Origin of the sequence: Kineococcus terrestris (assembly GCF_041020755.1) — a bacterium.
GTDB classification, from domain to species: Bacteria; Actinomycetota; Actinomycetes; order Actinomycetales; family Kineococcaceae; genus Kineococcus; species Kineococcus terrestris.
Window position 1 is genome coordinate 182955 of the sequence record NZ_JBEUEI010000002.1, and the last position, 16649, is coordinate 199603.

Here is a 16649-nt window from a genome sequence, read left to right on the forward strand (position 1 = left end):
GGCTATGGTTGTCCGCGGTGTCCGGACGGCCGGGCACCGTCGCGTCGCCCGCCCGAGCGTTCGGGGGCCGGCGCGCACACCCCACCGATCGACCCCAGGAGTTCCCCGTGGCTGCCACCTGCGACGTCTGCGCCAAGGGCCCTGGCTTCGGCAAGAGCGTCTCGCACTCGCACCGGCGGACCAACCGGATGTGGCTCCCGAACATCCAGCGGATCCGGGCGACCGTCAACGGGTCCCCCAAGCGCCTCAACGTGTGCACCTCCTGCCTGAAGGCAGGCAAGGTCACCCGCTGACCCCTTGACCGGCCGAGGGCCGCTCCCCACCCGGGGGGCGGCCCTCGTCGCGTCCGGGACCGCCCGCCCCGCCGCTCACCCGCGGGCGAAGTGGTCCCAGCCGGAGCCGGGCCCGTCCCAGCGCCGCCCGTCGACGGTGACCGCCGGGGCGCCCGCGGCCGCGACCCGGCCGACGGCCCGGAAGCCGGCGGGCAGGGCGGTCCCGGGCGGGAAGCAGGCCAGCAGGGCGTGGTCCTCCCCGCCGGTGAGGACGAACCCGTCGGCGGTGGCGGCGTCCACCCCCGCGGTGGCGGCGAGCGCCGCGGACCAGGAGCCCAGCAGGCCGCCGCGCAGGTCCAGGTCGATCGCGGCGCCGCTGGCGGCGGCGGTGCGCCCGGCGTCGCGCAGCAGGCCGTCGCTGACGTCCATGAGGGCGCTGGCCCCGGCCCGCGCGGCGGCGGGACCGGCGGCCACGGGCGGGACCGGGCGCCGGTGGGCGCTCACGAGACCGGCGGCGGCGCCGTGTCCGGCGCCGTCCGGCCCGCCGGGCCCGTGCGCGCGCAGCAGGTGCCAGCCGGCCGCCGAGCGCCCCAGCTCCCCGGCGAGGGCGACGACGTCGCCGGGCCGCGCCCCCGAGCGCAGCACGGGCGCGCGCCCGCCCAGGTCGCCGAGGGCGGTGACGGAGACGACGACCTCGGCGGCGCCGGACAGGTCGCCGCCCACGACGACGGCGCCCAGCTCCCGGCAGGCGTCGGCGGCCCCCCGGGCGAAGTCCTCCACCCACGCCACCTCGACGTCTCCGGGCAGGCCGAGGGCGACGACCAGGCCGGTGCAGCGCGCGCCCATCGCGGCCACGTCGGCGACGTTCTGCGCGACGGCCTTCCAGCCGACGTCGGCGCCGCTGGACCAGTCGCGGCGGAAGTCGCGGTGCTCGACGAGGACGTCGGTCGTCACGACGACGCGCCCGTCGGGGGCGGCGACGACGGCGGCGTCGTCGCCGGGGCCGACGAGGGCCTCGCGCGGCAGCAGCGGCACGACCCGGTCCAGCAGGCCCTGCTCGTCGAGGTCCCCGACGAGCAGCGGCCCGGCGGGTGTCACGATGCCCTCCGATGACGTCCCCGGCCCCCGGCGGCGGCGCGCCCGGCCGGGCGGACGCCGCGAGCGCCCCGAGCACCCCGCCCGCACCGGCCCGCCTGCGCCTGTGGGTCGCGCTGGTCGTGCTCGCCGTGGCGGCGGGCGCGCTGTGGGCCTACCGCAGCGGCACCTCGGGCGTCCAGGCCGCCCCGGGCGCGGGCGCCCCGGAGTGCGCGGCGCTGCTGCAGGAGCTGCCGGCGAGCCTGGGCGTGCTCGGGCGCGTCCCGCAGGGCGCCGCGGGCGTGGCGGTGTGGGAGGGCCCCGGCGGCCGCGAGGTGGTCCTGCGCTGCGGCGCGCAGGTGCTGGGCCCCACGACGAAGGAGTGCGTGCCCGTCGGCCCGGACCCGGAGTCCTCGGTGGACTGGGTGGTGGACGCCCGCAGCGACCGGGCGGTGCGCTTCCTGACCTACGGGCGCGAGCCGGCCGTGGAGGTCACCGTCCGCTTCGGCGACGCGGGGGCCGCCGGCGCCAGCAGCGCCACGGCGCAGCTGGTGGACCTGGCCGGGCCGGTCGGCGCGGTCCGGCAGACGCGCACCTGCCTGTGAGCGCACCGCTCAGCGCAGCCCGGCGGGCCGGTGCAGGGCCTGCTGCAGCAGGCGGTCCACCAGCTCCTCGTAGGAGACGCCGGAGGCCGCCCACAGCTGCGGGAACATCGACGTCGGCGTGAACCCGGGCATCGTGTTGATCTCGTTGACGACGACCCGCGCGCCGCCGCCGCCGTCCGGGTCGCCGTCCGGGTCGACGTCGACGAACAGGTCGACGCGGGCCAGGCCCTCCGCGCCCATCGCGGCGAACACCTCGACGGCGGTGCGCCGCACGGCGTCGGTGACGTGGGCGGGCAGGTCGGCCGGGCAGCTGATCCGGACCGCGGCGGCGTCGAGGTACTTGGCCTCGAAGTCGTAGAAGGCGCGCCCGTCGACGACCTCGACCTCCCCGGGCAGGCTGGCGCTCACCGTCCCGTCGGGTTCCTGCAGGACGCCGACCTCGACCTCGCGGCCGGCCACCCGCGCCTCGACGAGGAACTTCGGGTCGTGCTCGAGCGCGGCCGCGACGGCGGCGTCCAGCTGACCGGGCTCGTCGACGCGGCTGATGCCGATGCTGGAGCCGGCGCGGGCGGGCTTGACGAAGACGGGCAGGCCCAGGGCGGCGACCTCGGCGCGGCAGGCCTCGCGGTCGGTCTCCCAGCGCCGGGCGGTGCCCCACCACCACGGGCCGACGCTCAGGCCGGCGCCGGCGAGCATGGTCTTCATGGCCTGCTTGTCCATCCCGGCGGCCGAGGCCAGCACGCCGGAGCCGACGTAGCGGGTGCCGGACATCTCCAGCAGGCCCTGCAGGGTGCCGTCCTCGCCGTAGGGGCCGTGCAGGAGGGGGAAGACGACGTCCACGGCCAGGTCGGCGGGGGTGGCGCGGGCGGCGGGCGCGTCGAGGCGGTGCAGGGCGCGCGCCTCGACGTCCTGGGCGAGGGCGACGCGCTCACCGGCGGCGGGCACCTCGGGCAGCTTGCCGTCGACGATGCGCAGGCGCTCGGGGTCGTCGTCGACGAGGACCCACTGCCCGCCGCGCGTGATGCCGACGGGCACGACGTCGTAGCGGGCGCGGTCGACGGCGGCGAGGACGCTCGCGGCCGTCACGCAGCTGATGGCGTGCTCGGAGGAGCGGCCGCCGAAGAGGACGGCGACGCGGGGCTTCGCGCTCGGGCCGGAGGGAGTCATCGCGGGGACCCTACCGGCGGTGTGGTTGTCTCCTGCCGTGCCACGACAGGAGCCACGACAGGACCCGCAGGACCCGCAGGACGTCCCCGGGCAGCGCCCGCTGTCCCCCGCCACCGTCGCGGTGGTCGCCGGCCGCCCGCCGCGCGCCCACGACGCCGAGCTGAACGTGGCCGTGTCGCTGTCGGCGACGTACGTGGGCGGCGGCTCGCTGGCCACCGGCGCCACGGACACCGGCGAGCCGCAGGGCCCGACCCTCGGCTACGGCCGCTTCGGCAACCCGACGTGGTCGGCGCTGGAGGAGGCGCTGGGCGCCCTGGAGGGCGGTGAGGCGCTGACGTTCGCCTCCGGGATGGCGGCCGTGGCCGCCGCGCTGCACCTGCTGCCGGCGACCGGCACCGTGCTGGTGCCGCACGGGGCGTACAACGGCACGCACTCGCTGACGGCGCTGCTGGCCGAGCAGGGCCGCGTCGCGGTGCGGCACGTGGACATCACCGACGTGGCCGGCGTGCGGGCGGTGCTGGCCGAGGTCGAGGGACCGGTCGCGCTGTGGCTGGAGTCGCCGACGAACCCGCTGCTGGAGGTCGCCGACATCGCGGCGCTGGCCGCGGCCGGGCGCGAGCGCGGCGCGGTCGTCGTGGTGGACAACACCTTCGCCACGCCGCTGCTGCAGCGGCCCCTGGAGCTGGGCGCCGACGTCGTCGTGCACGCGGTGACGAAGTTCCTCTCGGGCCACTCCGACGTGGTGATGGGGGCCGTGGTGGTGCCGGCGGGCTCGGCGCACCGCGACGCGCTGCTGCGGCACCGCACGCTGCACGGGGCGGTCCCCGGGCCGCTGGAGGCGTTCCTGGCGCTGCGCGGGCTGCGCACGCTGCCGCTGCGGCTGGAGCGCTCGCAGGCCAGCGCCGCGGAGCTGGCCCGGCGGCTGCGCGAGCACCCGGCGGTGACGCGGGTGCGCCACCCCTCGCTGCCGGAGGACCCCGGGCACGCGCTGGCGGCCCGGCAGATGGGCGGTTTCGGCGCGATCGTCTCGATCGAGGTGGCCGGCGGGGCGGCCGCGGCGGACGCCGTGGTGGACGCGGTGCGGCTGTGGGTGCCCGCCACGAGCCTGGGCGGGGTCGAGTCGCTGGTGGAGCGGCGCCGCCGGCACGCCGGGGAGCCGCGCGTGGTGCCCGAGGACCTGCTGCGCCTGTCGGTGGGCGTGGAGGACCTCGAGGACCTGTGGGCGGACCTGGCGCGGGCGCTGGACCGGGTGGCGCCGCGCGGCTGACGCCGGGACCGGCCGGTCCCGGCCGCTCAGGCGAGGGGCCAGGGCCCGTCGAGGGTGCGGGCGCGCGCCAGCAGCCGCCCGGCGGTCTCGGCGGGGGTGCTCTCGGCGCGCAGGACGGCGACGACCTCGCGGGTCAGCGGCAGGTCGACGCCGGCGCGCTCGGCGCGGCGCAGGACGGCCGGGGCGCTGGCCACGCCCTCGGCGGTGCCGCCCGCGGCGGCCAGCGCGGTCCCCAGGTCGGCGCCGCGGCCCAGGGCGGTGCCCACGCGGTGGTTGCGCGACAGCGGCGAGCCGCAGGTGGCGACGAGGTCGCCGACGCCGGCGAGCCCGGCGAACGTGGCCTCGCGGGCGCCGAGGGCGACGCCGAGGCGGGTGGTCTCGGCCAGGCCGCGGGTGAGGATGGCGGCGCGGGCGTTGGCGCCGTGCCCGGCGCCCTCGGTGACGCCGACGGCCAGGGCGACGACGTTCTTCAGGGCCCCGGCGACGTCGACGCCGGTGACGTCGGTGGACAGGTACGGGCGGAAGGCGGGAGCGGCGCAGGCGTCGGCGACGGCGGCGGCCACGGCCTCGTCGCGGCAGGCGACGACGGCGGCGGCGGGGTCGCGGCGGGCGATCTCGGCGGCGAGGTTGGGCCCGGAGACGGCCACGACGCGCTCGGGACCGGCGCCGGTGGCGTCGCGCACGACCTCGGTGCCGAACAGGCCGGTGCTGGTCTCGACGCCCTTGGCCAGGGAGACCAGCGGCACGGGCGGCAGCAGCTCGCGCCAGGCCGTCAGGTGCTCGCGCAGCCGCTGCAGGGGCAGGGCGAGGACGACGAGGTCGGCGCCGTCCAGGGCGCGCGCGACGTCGGCGGTGGCGTCGACGCGGCCGGGCAGCTCCACGTCGCCGAGGTAGGCGCTGTTGCGGTGCCGCCCGCGCACCTCCTCGGCGACCTCGGCGCGCCGGGCCCACACGACGACGTCGCGGCCGGCGTCGGCCAGGACGAGCGCGAAGGCGCTGCCCCACGACCCGGCGCCCAGGACCGCGACACGCGCGTGGGAGGGGCGGTGGTGGCGGGGAACAGGCGGCACGGCTGCCACGCTAGGACCAGGGAGGGCGTGCTCCGGCACCGGTCCACCGCGCCGCGGCCCCCACGGGCATCACGGTGAGTGACCAGCCGACACGCCGACGCGGGTGCCAGGATTATCTCAGATGTGAGATACGGTGGCGCGCATGGCAGTCTCCACCGAGCCCGTGAGCGACCACCTGACCGAGGTCGGCGCCCTCATCCGGGACGCCCGCCGCCACCGCGGACTGACCCAGACCCAGCTGGCCGAGCGCCTGAGCACCAGCCAGAGCGCCGTGCACCGCATGGAGTCCGGTCAGCAGAACGTCTCCATCGAGATGCTCCAGCGCATCGGCCACGCCCTGCAGGACGACATCGTCTCCCTCGGCCGCCCCGGCCCCACGCACCTGCGCGTGCACGGCGGGTGCCAGCTGTCGGGCAGCATCGCGGTGAAGTCCAGCAAGAACGCCGGCGTCGCCCTGCTGTGCGCCGCGCTGCTCAACCGCGGCCGCACCACGCTGCGCGGCGTCGCCCGCATCCTGGAGATCCACCGCATCCTCGACGTCCTCGCCAGCATCGGCGTGCGCTACGAGTGGGTCGACGAGTCCGACCTCGTCCTCGACGTCCCCGAGTCCCTCGACCTGGATGCGATGGACGGCGAGACCGCGCGCCGCACCCGCAGCATCATCATGATGCTGGGGCCCCTGCTGCACCGCCACGACACCTTCCAGCTGCCCTACGCCGGCGGCTGCGACCTGGGCACCCGCACCGTCGAGCCGCACATGGTGGCGCTGCGCCCGTTCGGGCTGAGCATCACCGCCACCACGGGCAACTACCACGCCGTCGTCGACCGCTCCGTGGCCCCGCGCCGCCCGGTCGTGCTGACCGAGCGCGGCGACACCGTGACCGAGAACGCCCTCATGGCCGCGGCCCGCCGCGACGGCGTGACGACCATCCGCAACGCCAGCCCGAACTACATGGTCCAGGACCTGTGCTTCTTCCTGGAGAAGCTCGGCGTGCGCATCGACGGCATCGGCACGACGACCCTCGTCGTGCACGGCGTGCCCGACATCGCCGTGGACGTGGACTACTCCCCCTCCGAGGACCCGGTCGAGGCGATGAGCCTGCTGACCGCGGCGATCGTCACCCACTCCGAGCTGACGGTGACGCGCGCGCCCATCGAGTTCCTCGAGATCGAGCTGGCGATCCTGGAGGAGATGGGGCTGCGCTACGAGCTGTCCCCGGAGTACCCGGCCGCCAACGGCCGCACGCGCCTGGTCGACATCACGGTGCACCCCTCGGCGCTCAAGGCACCGATCGACAAGGTGCACCCCATGCCGTTCCCCGGCCTGAACATCGACAACCTGCCGTTCTTCGCGGTCATCGCCGCGAGCGCGGAGGGCGCCACCACGGTGCACGACTGGGTGTACGACAACCGGGCCATCTACCTGACGGAGCTGAACCGGCTCGGGGCCAACGTGAAGCTGCTCGACCCGCACCGGGTCCTCGTCGAGGGCCCCACGCGCTGGTCGGGCGCGGAGGTGCTGTGCCCGCCGGCGCTGCGCCCGGCGGTCGTGCTGCTGCTGGCGATGCTCGCCGCCAAGGGCACCTCGGTGCTGCGCAACGTCGACATCATCGCCCGCGGGTACGAGCAGCTCGCCGAGCGCCTCGTGCCGCTGGGCGCGCAGATCGAGACGTTCCGCGACGCCTGAGCGGTTCCGCACGACGACGCCCCCCGGCCGTCCGGCCGGGGGGCGTCGTCGTGCGGGGCGGGCCCTCAAGCCTTCTTGGCGGCCCGCTTGGCCGGGGCGCGGCCGGTGGTCTGCTTGGCGGCGGTCGTGGCGGTGCCCGTCGCCGTCTTGGCCGCGGTCGTCTTCGCGGCCGTCGTCTTCGTGGCGGTCGTCTTCGCGGCCGTGGTCTTCGCGGCCGTGGTCTTCGCGGCGGGCGCGGTCTTCGCGGCCGTCGTCCTCGCGGCGGTGGTCTTCGCCGCGGTGCCCGTGGCCGTGGTGCGGGCGGCCGGTCGCGCGGCGGCCGTGCGGGCGGGCGGGCGGGTGGACGTGGCGGTGCTGGTGCGGCCCGTGGCGGCCCGCGCGGCGGGAGCGGCCTTCTGCGCCGCGGCGCCGGCGGCCGGGCGGGAGGCGGCGCCGGTGGCGACGCCCTTCTCCTTCAGCGAGGCCGTCCAGGCGCGCAGCGCCTTGGTGTCGGCGACGACCTCCTTGAAGGCGGTGCCGGGGCGGAACCGCGGCACGGACGTCTTCTTGATCTTGACGGCCTCGCCGGTGCGCGGGTTGCGGCCGGTGCGGGCGTTGCGCGCCTGCTTCTCGAAGGTGCCGAAGCCGCTGATGGCGACCTTCTCGCCCTTGGCGACGGCCAGGGTGATGGTGTCGACGAGCGCCTCCACGGCCGCGGTGGCCTGCTTGCGCCCCCCGAGCCGCTCCTCCAGCGCGTCGACCAGTTCCGACTTGTTCACGGGTGCTCCTCCTCAGCGAGTGCCCCGCAGCGCCGCGCCGTGCGGCGGGGCGGGCAGCGGTGCGTCCGGCAGGTTGTCCCGCAGGCCGTCCGGACGGGTGCTGCGAGGCCGAGCAGGAGCCCGACGCGGGCAACGGTACGACCGCCGATCACCGCCGTCCACCAGGGACACGGCGTCCGCGGGCGGCCAGTCCCGCTGCGCCGCAACCGGTGACGGGCACCGCGCGCCGCGCGGGCGGGGGCGCGCGCCGCCGTCCCGGCGCGCCGGCGGGCCCGTTGCCCCCCAACGACTGCCCGCCGCCCGGCGCGCGCACCCGTTGCGGCGCAACGGGTCCGGACGCGGCAGCGCCCCGGCTCCCGCCGTCGGGCGGGGACCGGGGCGCGAGGTCGCGGCCCTGCCGGGCCGGGCCTCAGCCGGCGGTGCGGGCCGGCAGGGTGCGCGGCTTCCAGGACGGCCGGGCGGCCTCGAACTCCTCCACGGCGTCGGCGTGGCGCAGCGTCAGGCTGATGTCGTCCAGGCCCTCCAGCAGGCGCCAGCGCACGTAGTCGTCGATCTCGAAGGGCGCGGTGAAGTCGTCCACCTGCACGGTGCGCTCGAGGAGGTCGACCGTCACCTCGGTGCCGGGGCGCGCCTCCAGCGCCTTCCAGATGAGCTCGACGTCCTCCTGGGAGACGACCCCGGTCAGCAGCCCCTGCTTGCCGGAGTTGCCGCGGAAGATGTCCGCGAAGCGGGGCGCCAGGACGACGCGGAACCCGTAGTCGCGCAGCGCCCAGACGGCGTGCTCGCGCGAGCTGCCGGTACCGAAGTCGCGGCCGGCCACGAGCACCGACCCGGAGCGGTAGGCGTCCTGGTTCAGGACGAACGACGGGTCGCCGCGCCAGGCGGCGAACAGCGCGTCCTCGAAGCCGGTCTTGGTGACCCGCTTGAGGTAGACGGCCGGGATGATCTGGTCGGTGTCGACGTCGGTGCGCCGCAGCGGGACCCCGACGCCGCGGTGGACGGTGAACTTCTCCACGGTGTGCTCCTCCTCGGGCGGGTGCTCAGGCGACGGGCTGCGGGGCGCCGGCCGCGGGCGCGGCCGGCGGTTCCAGGTCGGCGGGCGAGGACAGGGTGCCGCGCACGGCGGTGGCCGCGGCCACGAGCGGGCTGACGAGGTGGGTGCGCCCGCCCTTGCCCTGCCGGCCCTCGAAGTTGCGGTTCGAGGTGGAGGCGCACCGCTCGCCGGGGGCGAGCTGGTCGGGGTTCATGCCCAGGCACATGGAGCACCCGGCGTGGCGCCAGTCGGCGCCGAACTCCTTGAAGACCACGTCGATGCCCTCGGCCTCGGCCTGCAGCCGCACGCGGGCCGAGCCCGGCACGACCATGACGCGCACGCCCTCGGCCTTGGTGCGCCCGCGCAGGACGTCGGCGGCCGCGCGCAGGTCCTCGATGCGGCTGTTGGTGCACGAGCCGATGAACACGGTGTCCACGGCGATGTCGCGCATGGGGGTGCCGCCCTCGAGGCCCATGTACTCCAGCGCCCGCTCGACCGACTGGCGCGCGGCGTCGTCGCCGATGCTCCGCGGGTCCGGCACGGACCCGGACAGCGGGACGCCCTGGCCGGGGTTGGTGCCCCACGTGACGAAGGGCTCGATCTCCTCGCCCTGCAGGACGACCTCGGCGTCGAAGACCGCGTCGTCGTCGGTGCGCAGCGTGCGCCAGTGCGCCACGGCGGCGTCCCAGTCGGCGCCCGTGGGGGCGTGCGGGCGACCCTTCACGTACGCGAACGTCGTCTCGTCGGGGGCGACCATCCCGGCGCGCGCGCCGGCCTCGATCGACATGTTGCAGATCGTCATGCGGCCCTCCATCGACAGGGCCTCGATCGCCTCGCCGCGGTACTCCAGGACGTAGCCCTGCCCGCCGCCGGTGCCGATGCGGGCGATGACGGCCAGGATCACGTCCTTGGCCGTGGTGCCCGGCTTCAGCCGCCCGTTCACGGTGATCGCCATCGTCCGGAACGGCTTGAGCGGCAGGGTCTGGGTGGCCAGGACGTGCTCGACCTCGCTGGTGCCGATGCCCATGGCCAGCGACCCGAACGCGCCGTGGGTGGAGGTGTGCGAGTCCCCGCACACGACCGTCATGCCCGGCTGGGTGAGCCCGAGCTGCGGGCCGACGACGTGGACGATGCCCTGCTCGGCGTCGCCCAGGGAGTGCAGGCGGACGCCGAACTCGGCGCAGTTGCGGCGCAGCGTCTCGATCTGGGTGCGCGACGTCTTGTCGGCGATCGGCAGGTCGATGCCCGCCGTGGGGGTGTTGTGGTCCTCGGTGGCGATGGTGAGGTCGAGCCGGCGCACGGGGCGCCCGGCCAGCCGCAGCCCGTCGAAGGCCTGCGGGCTGGTGACCTCGTGCACGAGGTGGAGGTCGATGTAGAGCAGGTCCGGCTCCCCGTCCGCCCCGCGGCGGACGACGTGCTCGTCCCAGACCTTCTCGGCCAGTGTGCGTCCCATCGGTCCCCTCCGGTCCTCCCGCCCGCCGGGCGGTCCTTGCGTCTCACGTCCTGAGACGTCAGTATCGGTCCGTGGACAAGAGTAGCGGAGTCGGCGTGCTGGACAAGGCCGTGCGCGTCCTGGGGGCGCTGGAGGCGGGACCCGCCTCGCTGGCCCAGCTCGTCACCGCCACGGGGCTGGCCCGCCCCACGGCCCACCGGCTGGCCGTGGCGCTGGAGCACCACCGGCTCGTCGGGCGCGACCTGCAGGGCCGCTTCGTCCTCGGCGCCCGGCACGCCGAGCTGGCGGCCGCCGCCGGCGAGGACCGCCTCGTCGCCGTCGCCGGGCCCCTGCTGAGCGGTCTGCGCGACGCCACGGGCGAGAGCGCCCAGCTGTACCGCCGGCACGGCGACCACCGCGTGTGCATCGCGGCCGCCGACCGGCTGCACGGCCTGCGCGACACCGTCCCTGTGGGCGCCTCGATGACGATGGCCGCCGGTTCGGCCGCCCAGGTCCTGCTGGCCTGGGACGACCCGGAGCGGCTGTCGGTGGAGCTGCTGGGCGCCCGCTTCGACGCCGCCGCCCTGTCCGGGGTGCGCCGGCGCGGGTGGGCGCACTCCAGCGGTGAGCGCGAGCCGGGCCTGGCCTCCGTCAGCGCCCCCGTGCGCGGGCCCTCGGGGCGCGTGGTCGCGGCCGTGTCGGTCTCCGGGCCCGCCGAGCGCTTCGGCCGCCACCCCGGCCGCCGGCACGCCGACGCCGTGGTCGGCACCGCGGAGGCCTTCTCGGCCGCCCTGCGGCCCGCCGAGGCGGCGCCCGCGCGCCCGTGAGGCGCCCGGGGACGACGAAGGCCCCCGGTCGGTGACCGGGGGCCTGACGCGTAGCCCCGACGGGATTCGAACCCGCGCTACCGCCTTGAGAGGGCGGCGTGCTAGGCCGCTACACAACGGGGCCCCAGCGATCCGGTCCGCCGCAGCGGACCGGGCCAGCGGCCCCACCGGTGAGGTGGGGAGCTGGAGTAGCCCCGACGGGATTCGAACCCGCGCTACCGCCTTGAGAGGGCGGCGTGCTAGGCCGCTACACAACGGGGCCCTAGCTGCTCAGCGCACCGGTCGACGTTCCTCGGTGATCGGCGCTGCCGCGCGCTGGGGTACCAGGACTCGAACCTAGACTAACTGAACCAGAATCAGTCGTGCTGCCAATTACACCATACCCCATGGTGATCACCCGGCCGGCGGACCGCCCGGGCGAGGACGACTGTAGCCCAGCCGCGGCCCGCCGCCCAAATCCGCCCCCGCCGCGCGCGGGCGGGGGCGGACGAGGGCCGGAGCCGGGACGGCGCCGGTCCTCGGCGCCCCCTCAGCGCTGCTCGAGGACAGCGCGCAGCCGGCGCAGCCGCGCCAGCGAGGAGTCGCGGCCCAGGACCTCCATCGACTCGAACAGCGGCGGGGAGACCCGCCGGCCGGTCACCGCCGTGCGCACCGGCGCGAAGGCGAACTTCGGCTTGATCCCCAGCCCGTCGACGACCGCCGCGCGCAGCGCCGCCTCCACCCGCTCCGTCGTCCACTCCGGCAGCTCCTCCAGGGCCGTCAGCGCCGCGTCCACGACGGCGGGGGCCTCCGGCTTGAGCGCGGCCAGCGCGTCCTCCTCCAGGGCCACCTCCTCGTCGGCGGTGAAGAGGAAGCCGAGCATGCCCGGCGCCTGGCCCAGCAGCGTCATGCGCTCCTGCACGAGCGGGGCGGCCAGCGCCAGGCGCTCGCGCTGCTCGGGGGTCGGCTCCCCCTCCAGCACGCCGCCGGCCCGCAGGTACGGCAGCAGCCGCTCGCGGAAGTCCTCCGGCGCCAGCATCCGCAGGTGCTGGGCGTTGATCGCCTCGGCCTTGGCGACGTCGAAGCGGGCCGGCGAGGCGTTGACGTCGGCCACGTCGAAGGCGGCGACCATCTCCTGCACGGTGAAGACGTCGCGGTCCTCGGCGATGCCCCACCCGAGCAGGGCCAGGTAGTTCAGCAGGCCCTCGGGCACGAAACCGCGGTCGCGGTGGTGGAAGAGGTTGGACTCCGGGTCGCGCTTGGACAGCTTCTTGCTGCCCTCGCCCGTCACGTACGGCAGGTGCCCGAAGCGCGGGACCGCCTGCGCGACGCCGATGTCGACGAGCGCGTCGTACAGGGCCAGCTGCCGGCCGGTGGAGCTGAGCAGGTCCTCCCCGCGCAGCACGTGGGTGATGCCCATGAGGGCGTCGTCGACGGGGTTCACCAGCGTGTAGAGCGGCTCGCCGTTGGCGCGCACGAGGACCGGGTCGGGGAAGGAGCCGGCCTTGAACTCGATGCGCCCGCGCACGAGGTCGTCGAAGGAGTAGTCGCGGTCGGCGGGCACGCGCAGGCGCAGGGTGGGCTGCCGGCCCTGCGCGCGGAACGCCTCCACCTGCTCGGGCGCCAGGTCGCGGTCGTGGTTGTCGTAGCCGAGCGCCGTCGACCGGCCGGCCGCGCGGTGGCGCTCCTCGATCTCCTCGGCGGTGGAGTAGGACTCGTACAGGTGCCCGGCGGCCAGCAGGCGCTGCACCACGTCCGCGTACAGCTCGCGGCGCCGGCTCTGCCGGTACGGCGCGTGCGGGCCGCCGACCTCCGGGCCCTCGTCCCAGTCCAGGCCCAGCCAGCGCAGCGCGTCGAGGAGCTGCGCGTAGCTCTCCTCGCTGTCGCGCGCGGAGTCGGTGTCCTCGACGCGGAAGACGAACGTCCCGCCCGTGTGGCGCGCGTACGCCCAGTTGAACAGGGCCGTGCGGATCAGCCCGACGTGCGGGGTCCCGGTCGGCGAGGGGCAGAACCGCACGCGCACGGCGGTCGGGGCGGGAGCAGGCGTCTCAGTCATGGCCGGCCCAGGATAGGCCCGCCCCCGCGCCGGCGGCCGGGCGCGCGCCCGGGGGCCGGGCACCCCCGGGCGGGCTCAGCGCCCGGGCGCGACGAACGGGTTGGACAGCGTCCCGATCCCCTCGACCTCCACGTCCACGCGCTGCCCGGCACGCACCGGTCCGACGCCCGCGGGGGTCCCGGTCAGCAGCACGTCGCCGGGCAGCAGCGTCATGGCGCTGCTGACGTGGGCGATGATCGCCCCCAGGTCGTGGACCATCAGCGAGGTGCGCCCGTCCTGCACGAGGCGGGAGTCCTCGCCGTCCACCAGCCGGGTGGTGATGCGCACGTCAGCCGGGTCCAGCTCCGTCTCGATCCACGGGCCGATGGGGGTGAACCCGTCGGCGCCCTTGGCCCGCCACCACTGCTTGTCCGGGCCCTGCAGGCTGCGCGCCGTCACGTCGTTGGCGACGGTGAACCCGTAGACCACCTCGCGCCAGCGCTCGCGCGGCACGTCCTTGCAGATGCGGCGCACCACGACGGCCAGCTCGCCCTCGTAGTGCAGCTCCTCCCCCGCCCACGCCGGGACCACCACCGGGTCGCCCGGCCCGGCCACCGAGGTGTTGGGGACGGTGAAGACCAGCGGCTCGTCGGGGACCTCGTTGCCCAGCTCCTCGGCGTGCGCGGCGTAGTTGCGCCCGATCCCCAGGACCTTGCTGCGCGGGATGACCGGGGCCAGCAGGCGCGCGTCCTCCAGCGGCACCCGCTCCCCCGTCGGGTTCAGCGGCGTGTAGAGCGGGTCGCCGGAGACGACGAGCAGCTCCTCCTCGCCGGCCGGGCCCTCCACGACGGCGTAGCGCGGGTCGGACCCGCCGGCCGTGAACCTCGCGATGCGCATGGCGCCCACCCTAGTGACGGCGCCCGGGGGCGCCGCGCGCTCACCCCGCCAGGTCGGTGAGCTGGTCGACGAACAGCACGAGGAACAGCAGACCGCTGGCGGCCAGGGCGGCGTTGCTCACCGGGCCGCTGCGGTGCTCGCGCGGGGTGCGGGAGGAGTTGAGCAGCAGCAGGAGCGTCACCGCCAGGAACGGCAGGAAGAACGAGCCGAGCACCCCGTAGGCGACGATCAGCCCGAACGGCTCGTCGAGGAACAGCAGGGCGATCGGCGGGAACGTCAGCCACAGCAGGAACAGCCGGAACGGCGCGCTGCGCTCGGCGGTGCCGTCGGCCACGCGGGCGCTGGCCTCCTGCCCGGCCGGGGCGCGCAGGTTCGCCCAGAAGTCCGCCACCATCAGGCTCACCCCGTTCCACACGCCCAGCAGCGAGGAGAACGAGGTGGCGAAGAACCCCACGAGGAAGGCGGACGACAGGACGCCGCCGTAGCGCTCGCGCAGCAGCTCGTCGAGGTCCAGCAGCCCCGCGTCGCCGGAGGTGATGTCCGCGCCGACCGCGTGGACCAGCTCGGCGCCGACGACCACCATCGCCAGGACGAACACGCCCGTGGTCGCGTACGCCACCCGGTTGTCCCAGCGCATGACGCGCATCCACGTGCTGTCCCGCCAGCCCTTGGCGTTGATCCAGTACCCGTAGGCGGCCATCGTGATGGTCCCGCCGACCCCGCCGATCAGGCCGAGCGTGTAGACGGTGGACCCCTCCGGCAGGCCCTGGGCGAACCCGCCGGCCGCGCCCGGGACGCGGTCGACCAGCAGCAGGACCGCCAGCCCCACCACGACGACGAACATCACGCCGACGCAGACGGTCACGACCTTCTCGAACAGCGCGTACCGGCCCAGCCCCACCAGCAGCAGCCCGGCGACGCCGCAGCCGACCGCCCACGGCTTGAGGTCCCCGCCGAACAGCGCCGCCAGCGGCAGCGCCGAGGCCGTCATCGCCGAGGCGCCGTAGACGAAGCCCCACACCAGGACGTACACGCCGAAGTAGGCGGTCGTCCACGCCCCCAGCGAGCGCCACCCGGCGAACAGGGTCGAGCCCGTCGCCAGGTGGAAGCGGCCGACGGCCTCGGCCAGCACGATCTTCACGACGCAGCCGACGACCGCCGCCCACAGCAGCGCGTAGCCGAAGCGGCCGCCGGCCACCAGCGTGGCGACGAGGTCGCCGGCCCCGACACCCGTGGCGGCCACCACGATGCCGGGGCCGACCAGCCGCCAGCGGCGCGGGCGCGCCCCCGCGTCGACCTGCCCCGCCGGACCCTCCACCGCTCCCACGCTCGCTCCCCCCTCGGGCCGCGCCGGGCGCGGCGACGGTGCGGCCGGTTCAGACCAGGCGGGTCGTCCAGCCGTGCGGGTCGGCCGCGCGCCCGTACTGCACGTCGAGCAGCGTGCGCCGCACGGCCGTCGTCACCGGGCCGGCCACGTCGCCGTGCACGACCTCGCCCTCCGGCGACACCAGGCGCCCCACGGGGGTGACGACCGCGGCCGTGCCGCACGCGAACACCTCGGTGATGCGCCCGGAGGCGACGCCCTCGCGCCACTCGTCCACGCCGACGCGCCGCTCGACGACCTCGTGGCCGAGGTCCTTGGCCAGCTCCAGGATCGAGGCGCGGGTGATGCCCTCGAGGATCGTGCCGGTCAGCTCGGGCGTGACGATCGTGCCGTCGTCGTGGACGAAGAACAGGTTCATCCCGCCCAGCTCCTCCACCCAGCGGTGCTCCACAGCGTCGAGGAAGCACACCTGGTCGCAGCCGTGCGCGGCGGCCTCCTCCTGCGCGGCCAGCGAGGCGGCGTAGTTCCCGCCGCACTTGGCCGAGCCGGTGCCGCCCAGGGCGGCGCGGGTGTACTCCTGCGACAGCCAGATCGAGACGGGCTTCACGCCGCCGGTGAAGTACGAGCCGGCCGGGGAGGCGATGACGAGGAACTTCACCTCGCGCGCCGAGCGGACCCCCAGGAACGCCTCCGTGGCGACCATGAACGGTCGCAGGTACAGCGAGGACTCCCCGCCGCTGGGCACCCACTCCACGTCGGCGCGCACCAGCGAGGTGACGGCCTCCAGGAACATCTGCTCGGGGACCTCCGGGAGCGCCAGGCGCCGTGCCGAGCGCGCCATCCGGGCCGCGTTGGCGGCAGGGCGGAACGCCCACACCGACCCGTCCTCGCGGCGGTAGGCCTTCATGCCCTCGAAGACCTCCTGCGCGTAGTGCAGGACGGCCGCGGCCGGGTCGAGCGAGAGCGGGCCGTACGGGACGACGGCGGTGTCGTGCCAGCCGTCCTCCGGGGTCCACGTCGCGGTGGCCATGTGGTCGGTGAAGTGCTTGCCGAACCCGGGGGCGGCCAGCACCTGCGCGCGACGCTCCGCCGCTACCGGTGCCGCCGAGGCGGTCAGCGGGAACTTCACGGCGGTGGTCTCGGCGCTCATGCGCGTCGTCTCCTCGGCTGCGGGCGGGCGCGCCCCGTGCGGGCGCTCCCGGCACGGTACTCCGTCGCCCCG

The 16649-nt window shown here is 76.1% G+C and carries 15 protein-coding genes and 3 tRNA genes; 5 read left to right on the forward strand and 13 right to left on the reverse strand.

What is annotated here, in order from left to right; genetic code table 11:
• Positions 1-107 precede the first annotated feature (107 nt).
• Positions 108-293 carry a 50S ribosomal protein L28 gene (gene rpmB, locus AB8M62_RS02190; protein WP_012084282.1) on the forward strand — a complete coding sequence of 62 codons (186 nt, stop codon included), beginning with the start codon at positions 108-110 and terminating at the stop codon, positions 291-293.
• Between the two features lie 75 nt (positions 294-368).
• Here the strand turns inward: rpmB and AB8M62_RS02195 are convergent, their stop codons facing one another.
• Positions 369-1373, reverse strand: coding sequence for a thiamine-phosphate kinase (locus AB8M62_RS02195; protein WP_369054014.1), 1005 nt, complete (start codon positions 1371-1373; stop codon positions 369-371).
• A gap of 8 nt (positions 1374-1381) precedes the next feature.
• Between AB8M62_RS02195 and AB8M62_RS02200 the strand changes: the two genes are divergently transcribed.
• Positions 1382-1951, forward strand: a complete 570-nt coding sequence (locus tag AB8M62_RS02200; RefSeq protein WP_369068503.1) for a DUF3515 family protein — start codon at positions 1382-1384, stop codon at positions 1949-1951.
• 9 nt (positions 1952-1960) lie between these two features.
• Here AB8M62_RS02200 and AB8M62_RS02205 read toward each other — a convergent pair whose 3' ends face one another.
• Positions 1961-3118 carry a D-alanine--D-alanine ligase family protein gene (locus AB8M62_RS02205; protein WP_369068504.1) on the reverse strand — a complete coding sequence of 386 codons (1158 nt, stop codon included), beginning with the start codon at positions 3116-3118 and terminating at the stop codon, positions 1961-1963.
• A gap of 37 nt (positions 3119-3155) precedes the next feature.
• On the opposite strand from AB8M62_RS02205, the gene AB8M62_RS02210 reads away from it, so the two are divergent.
• On the forward strand, positions 3156-4385 hold the full coding sequence (locus tag AB8M62_RS02210) for a trans-sulfuration enzyme family protein (protein ID WP_373694831.1): 1230 nt from the start codon (positions 3156-3158) through the stop codon (positions 4383-4385).
• A 26-nt stretch (positions 4386-4411) separates the two neighbouring features.
• Here the strand turns inward: AB8M62_RS02210 and AB8M62_RS02215 are convergent, their stop codons facing one another.
• Entirely contained in the window at positions 4412-5455 is a 1044-nt protein-coding gene (locus AB8M62_RS02215; RefSeq protein ID WP_369068505.1) for an NAD(P)H-dependent glycerol-3-phosphate dehydrogenase, read from the reverse strand.
• Between the two features lie 142 nt (positions 5456-5597).
• Between AB8M62_RS02215 and AB8M62_RS02220 the strand changes: the two genes are divergently transcribed.
• On the forward strand, positions 5598-7142 hold the full coding sequence (locus AB8M62_RS02220; RefSeq protein ID WP_369053979.1) for a helix-turn-helix domain-containing protein: 1545 nt from the start codon (positions 5598-5600) through the stop codon (positions 7140-7142).
• Positions 7143-7207: 65 nt separating this feature from the next.
• Here AB8M62_RS02220 and AB8M62_RS02225 read toward each other — a convergent pair whose 3' ends face one another.
• The 3 genes from AB8M62_RS02225 to leuC all read right to left on the reverse strand — a co-directional run bounded on the left by AB8M62_RS02225 (position 7208) and on the right by leuC (position 10386).
• Positions 7208-7900, reverse strand: coding sequence for an HU family DNA-binding protein (locus AB8M62_RS02225; protein ID WP_369053978.1), 693 nt, complete (start codon positions 7898-7900; stop codon positions 7208-7210).
• A 409-nt stretch (positions 7901-8309) separates the two neighbouring features.
• Positions 8310-8915 carry a 3-isopropylmalate dehydratase small subunit gene (leuD, locus tag AB8M62_RS02230; RefSeq protein ID WP_369053976.1) on the reverse strand — a complete coding sequence of 202 codons (606 nt, stop codon included), beginning with the start codon at positions 8913-8915 and terminating at the stop codon, positions 8310-8312.
• A gap of 25 nt (positions 8916-8940) precedes the next feature.
• Positions 8941-10386, reverse strand: coding sequence for a 3-isopropylmalate dehydratase large subunit (gene leuC, locus AB8M62_RS02235; RefSeq protein ID WP_369053975.1), 1446 nt, complete (start codon positions 10384-10386; stop codon positions 8941-8943).
• Between the two features lie 71 nt (positions 10387-10457).
• Between leuC and AB8M62_RS02240 the strand changes: the two genes are divergently transcribed.
• Positions 10458-11192: an IclR family transcriptional regulator gene (locus tag AB8M62_RS02240; protein ID WP_369053973.1), complete on the forward strand. Its 735-nt coding sequence runs from the start codon at positions 10458-10460 to the stop codon at positions 11190-11192.
• A gap of 51 nt (positions 11193-11243) precedes the next feature.
• Here AB8M62_RS02240 and AB8M62_RS02245 read toward each other — a convergent pair.
• From AB8M62_RS02245 to AB8M62_RS02275, 7 genes are all read right to left on the reverse strand, one after another.
• Positions 11244-11316 (reverse strand) — tRNA-Glu (locus tag AB8M62_RS02245).
• 65 nt (positions 11317-11381) lie between these two features.
• Positions 11382-11454: transfer RNA gene (locus tag AB8M62_RS02250), tRNA-Glu, on the reverse strand.
• 53 nt (positions 11455-11507) lie between these two features.
• A tRNA-Gln gene (locus tag AB8M62_RS02255) sits at positions 11508-11579 on the reverse strand.
• 142 nt (positions 11580-11721) lie between these two features.
• The gene (gene gltX, locus AB8M62_RS02260) at positions 11722-13227 is read right to left on the reverse strand and encodes a glutamate--tRNA ligase (RefSeq protein WP_369053972.1); all 1506 of its coding nucleotides are present in this window, start codon (positions 13225-13227) and stop codon (positions 11722-11724) included.
• Positions 13228-13302: 75 nt separating this feature from the next.
• Positions 13303-14103, reverse strand: coding sequence for a fumarylacetoacetate hydrolase family protein (locus AB8M62_RS02265; protein ID WP_369068506.1), 801 nt, complete (start codon positions 14101-14103; stop codon positions 13303-13305).
• Between the two features lie 40 nt (positions 14104-14143).
• Entirely contained in the window at positions 14144-15430 is a 1287-nt protein-coding gene (locus AB8M62_RS02270) for an Nramp family divalent metal transporter (RefSeq protein WP_373694832.1), read from the reverse strand.
• 49 nt (positions 15431-15479) lie between these two features.
• Positions 15480-16577 (reverse strand): branched-chain amino acid aminotransferase, encoded by a 1098-nt coding sequence (locus AB8M62_RS02275; protein ID WP_369068508.1) that lies wholly within the window; start codon positions 16575-16577, stop codon positions 15480-15482.
• Positions 16578-16649 lie beyond the last annotated feature (72 nt).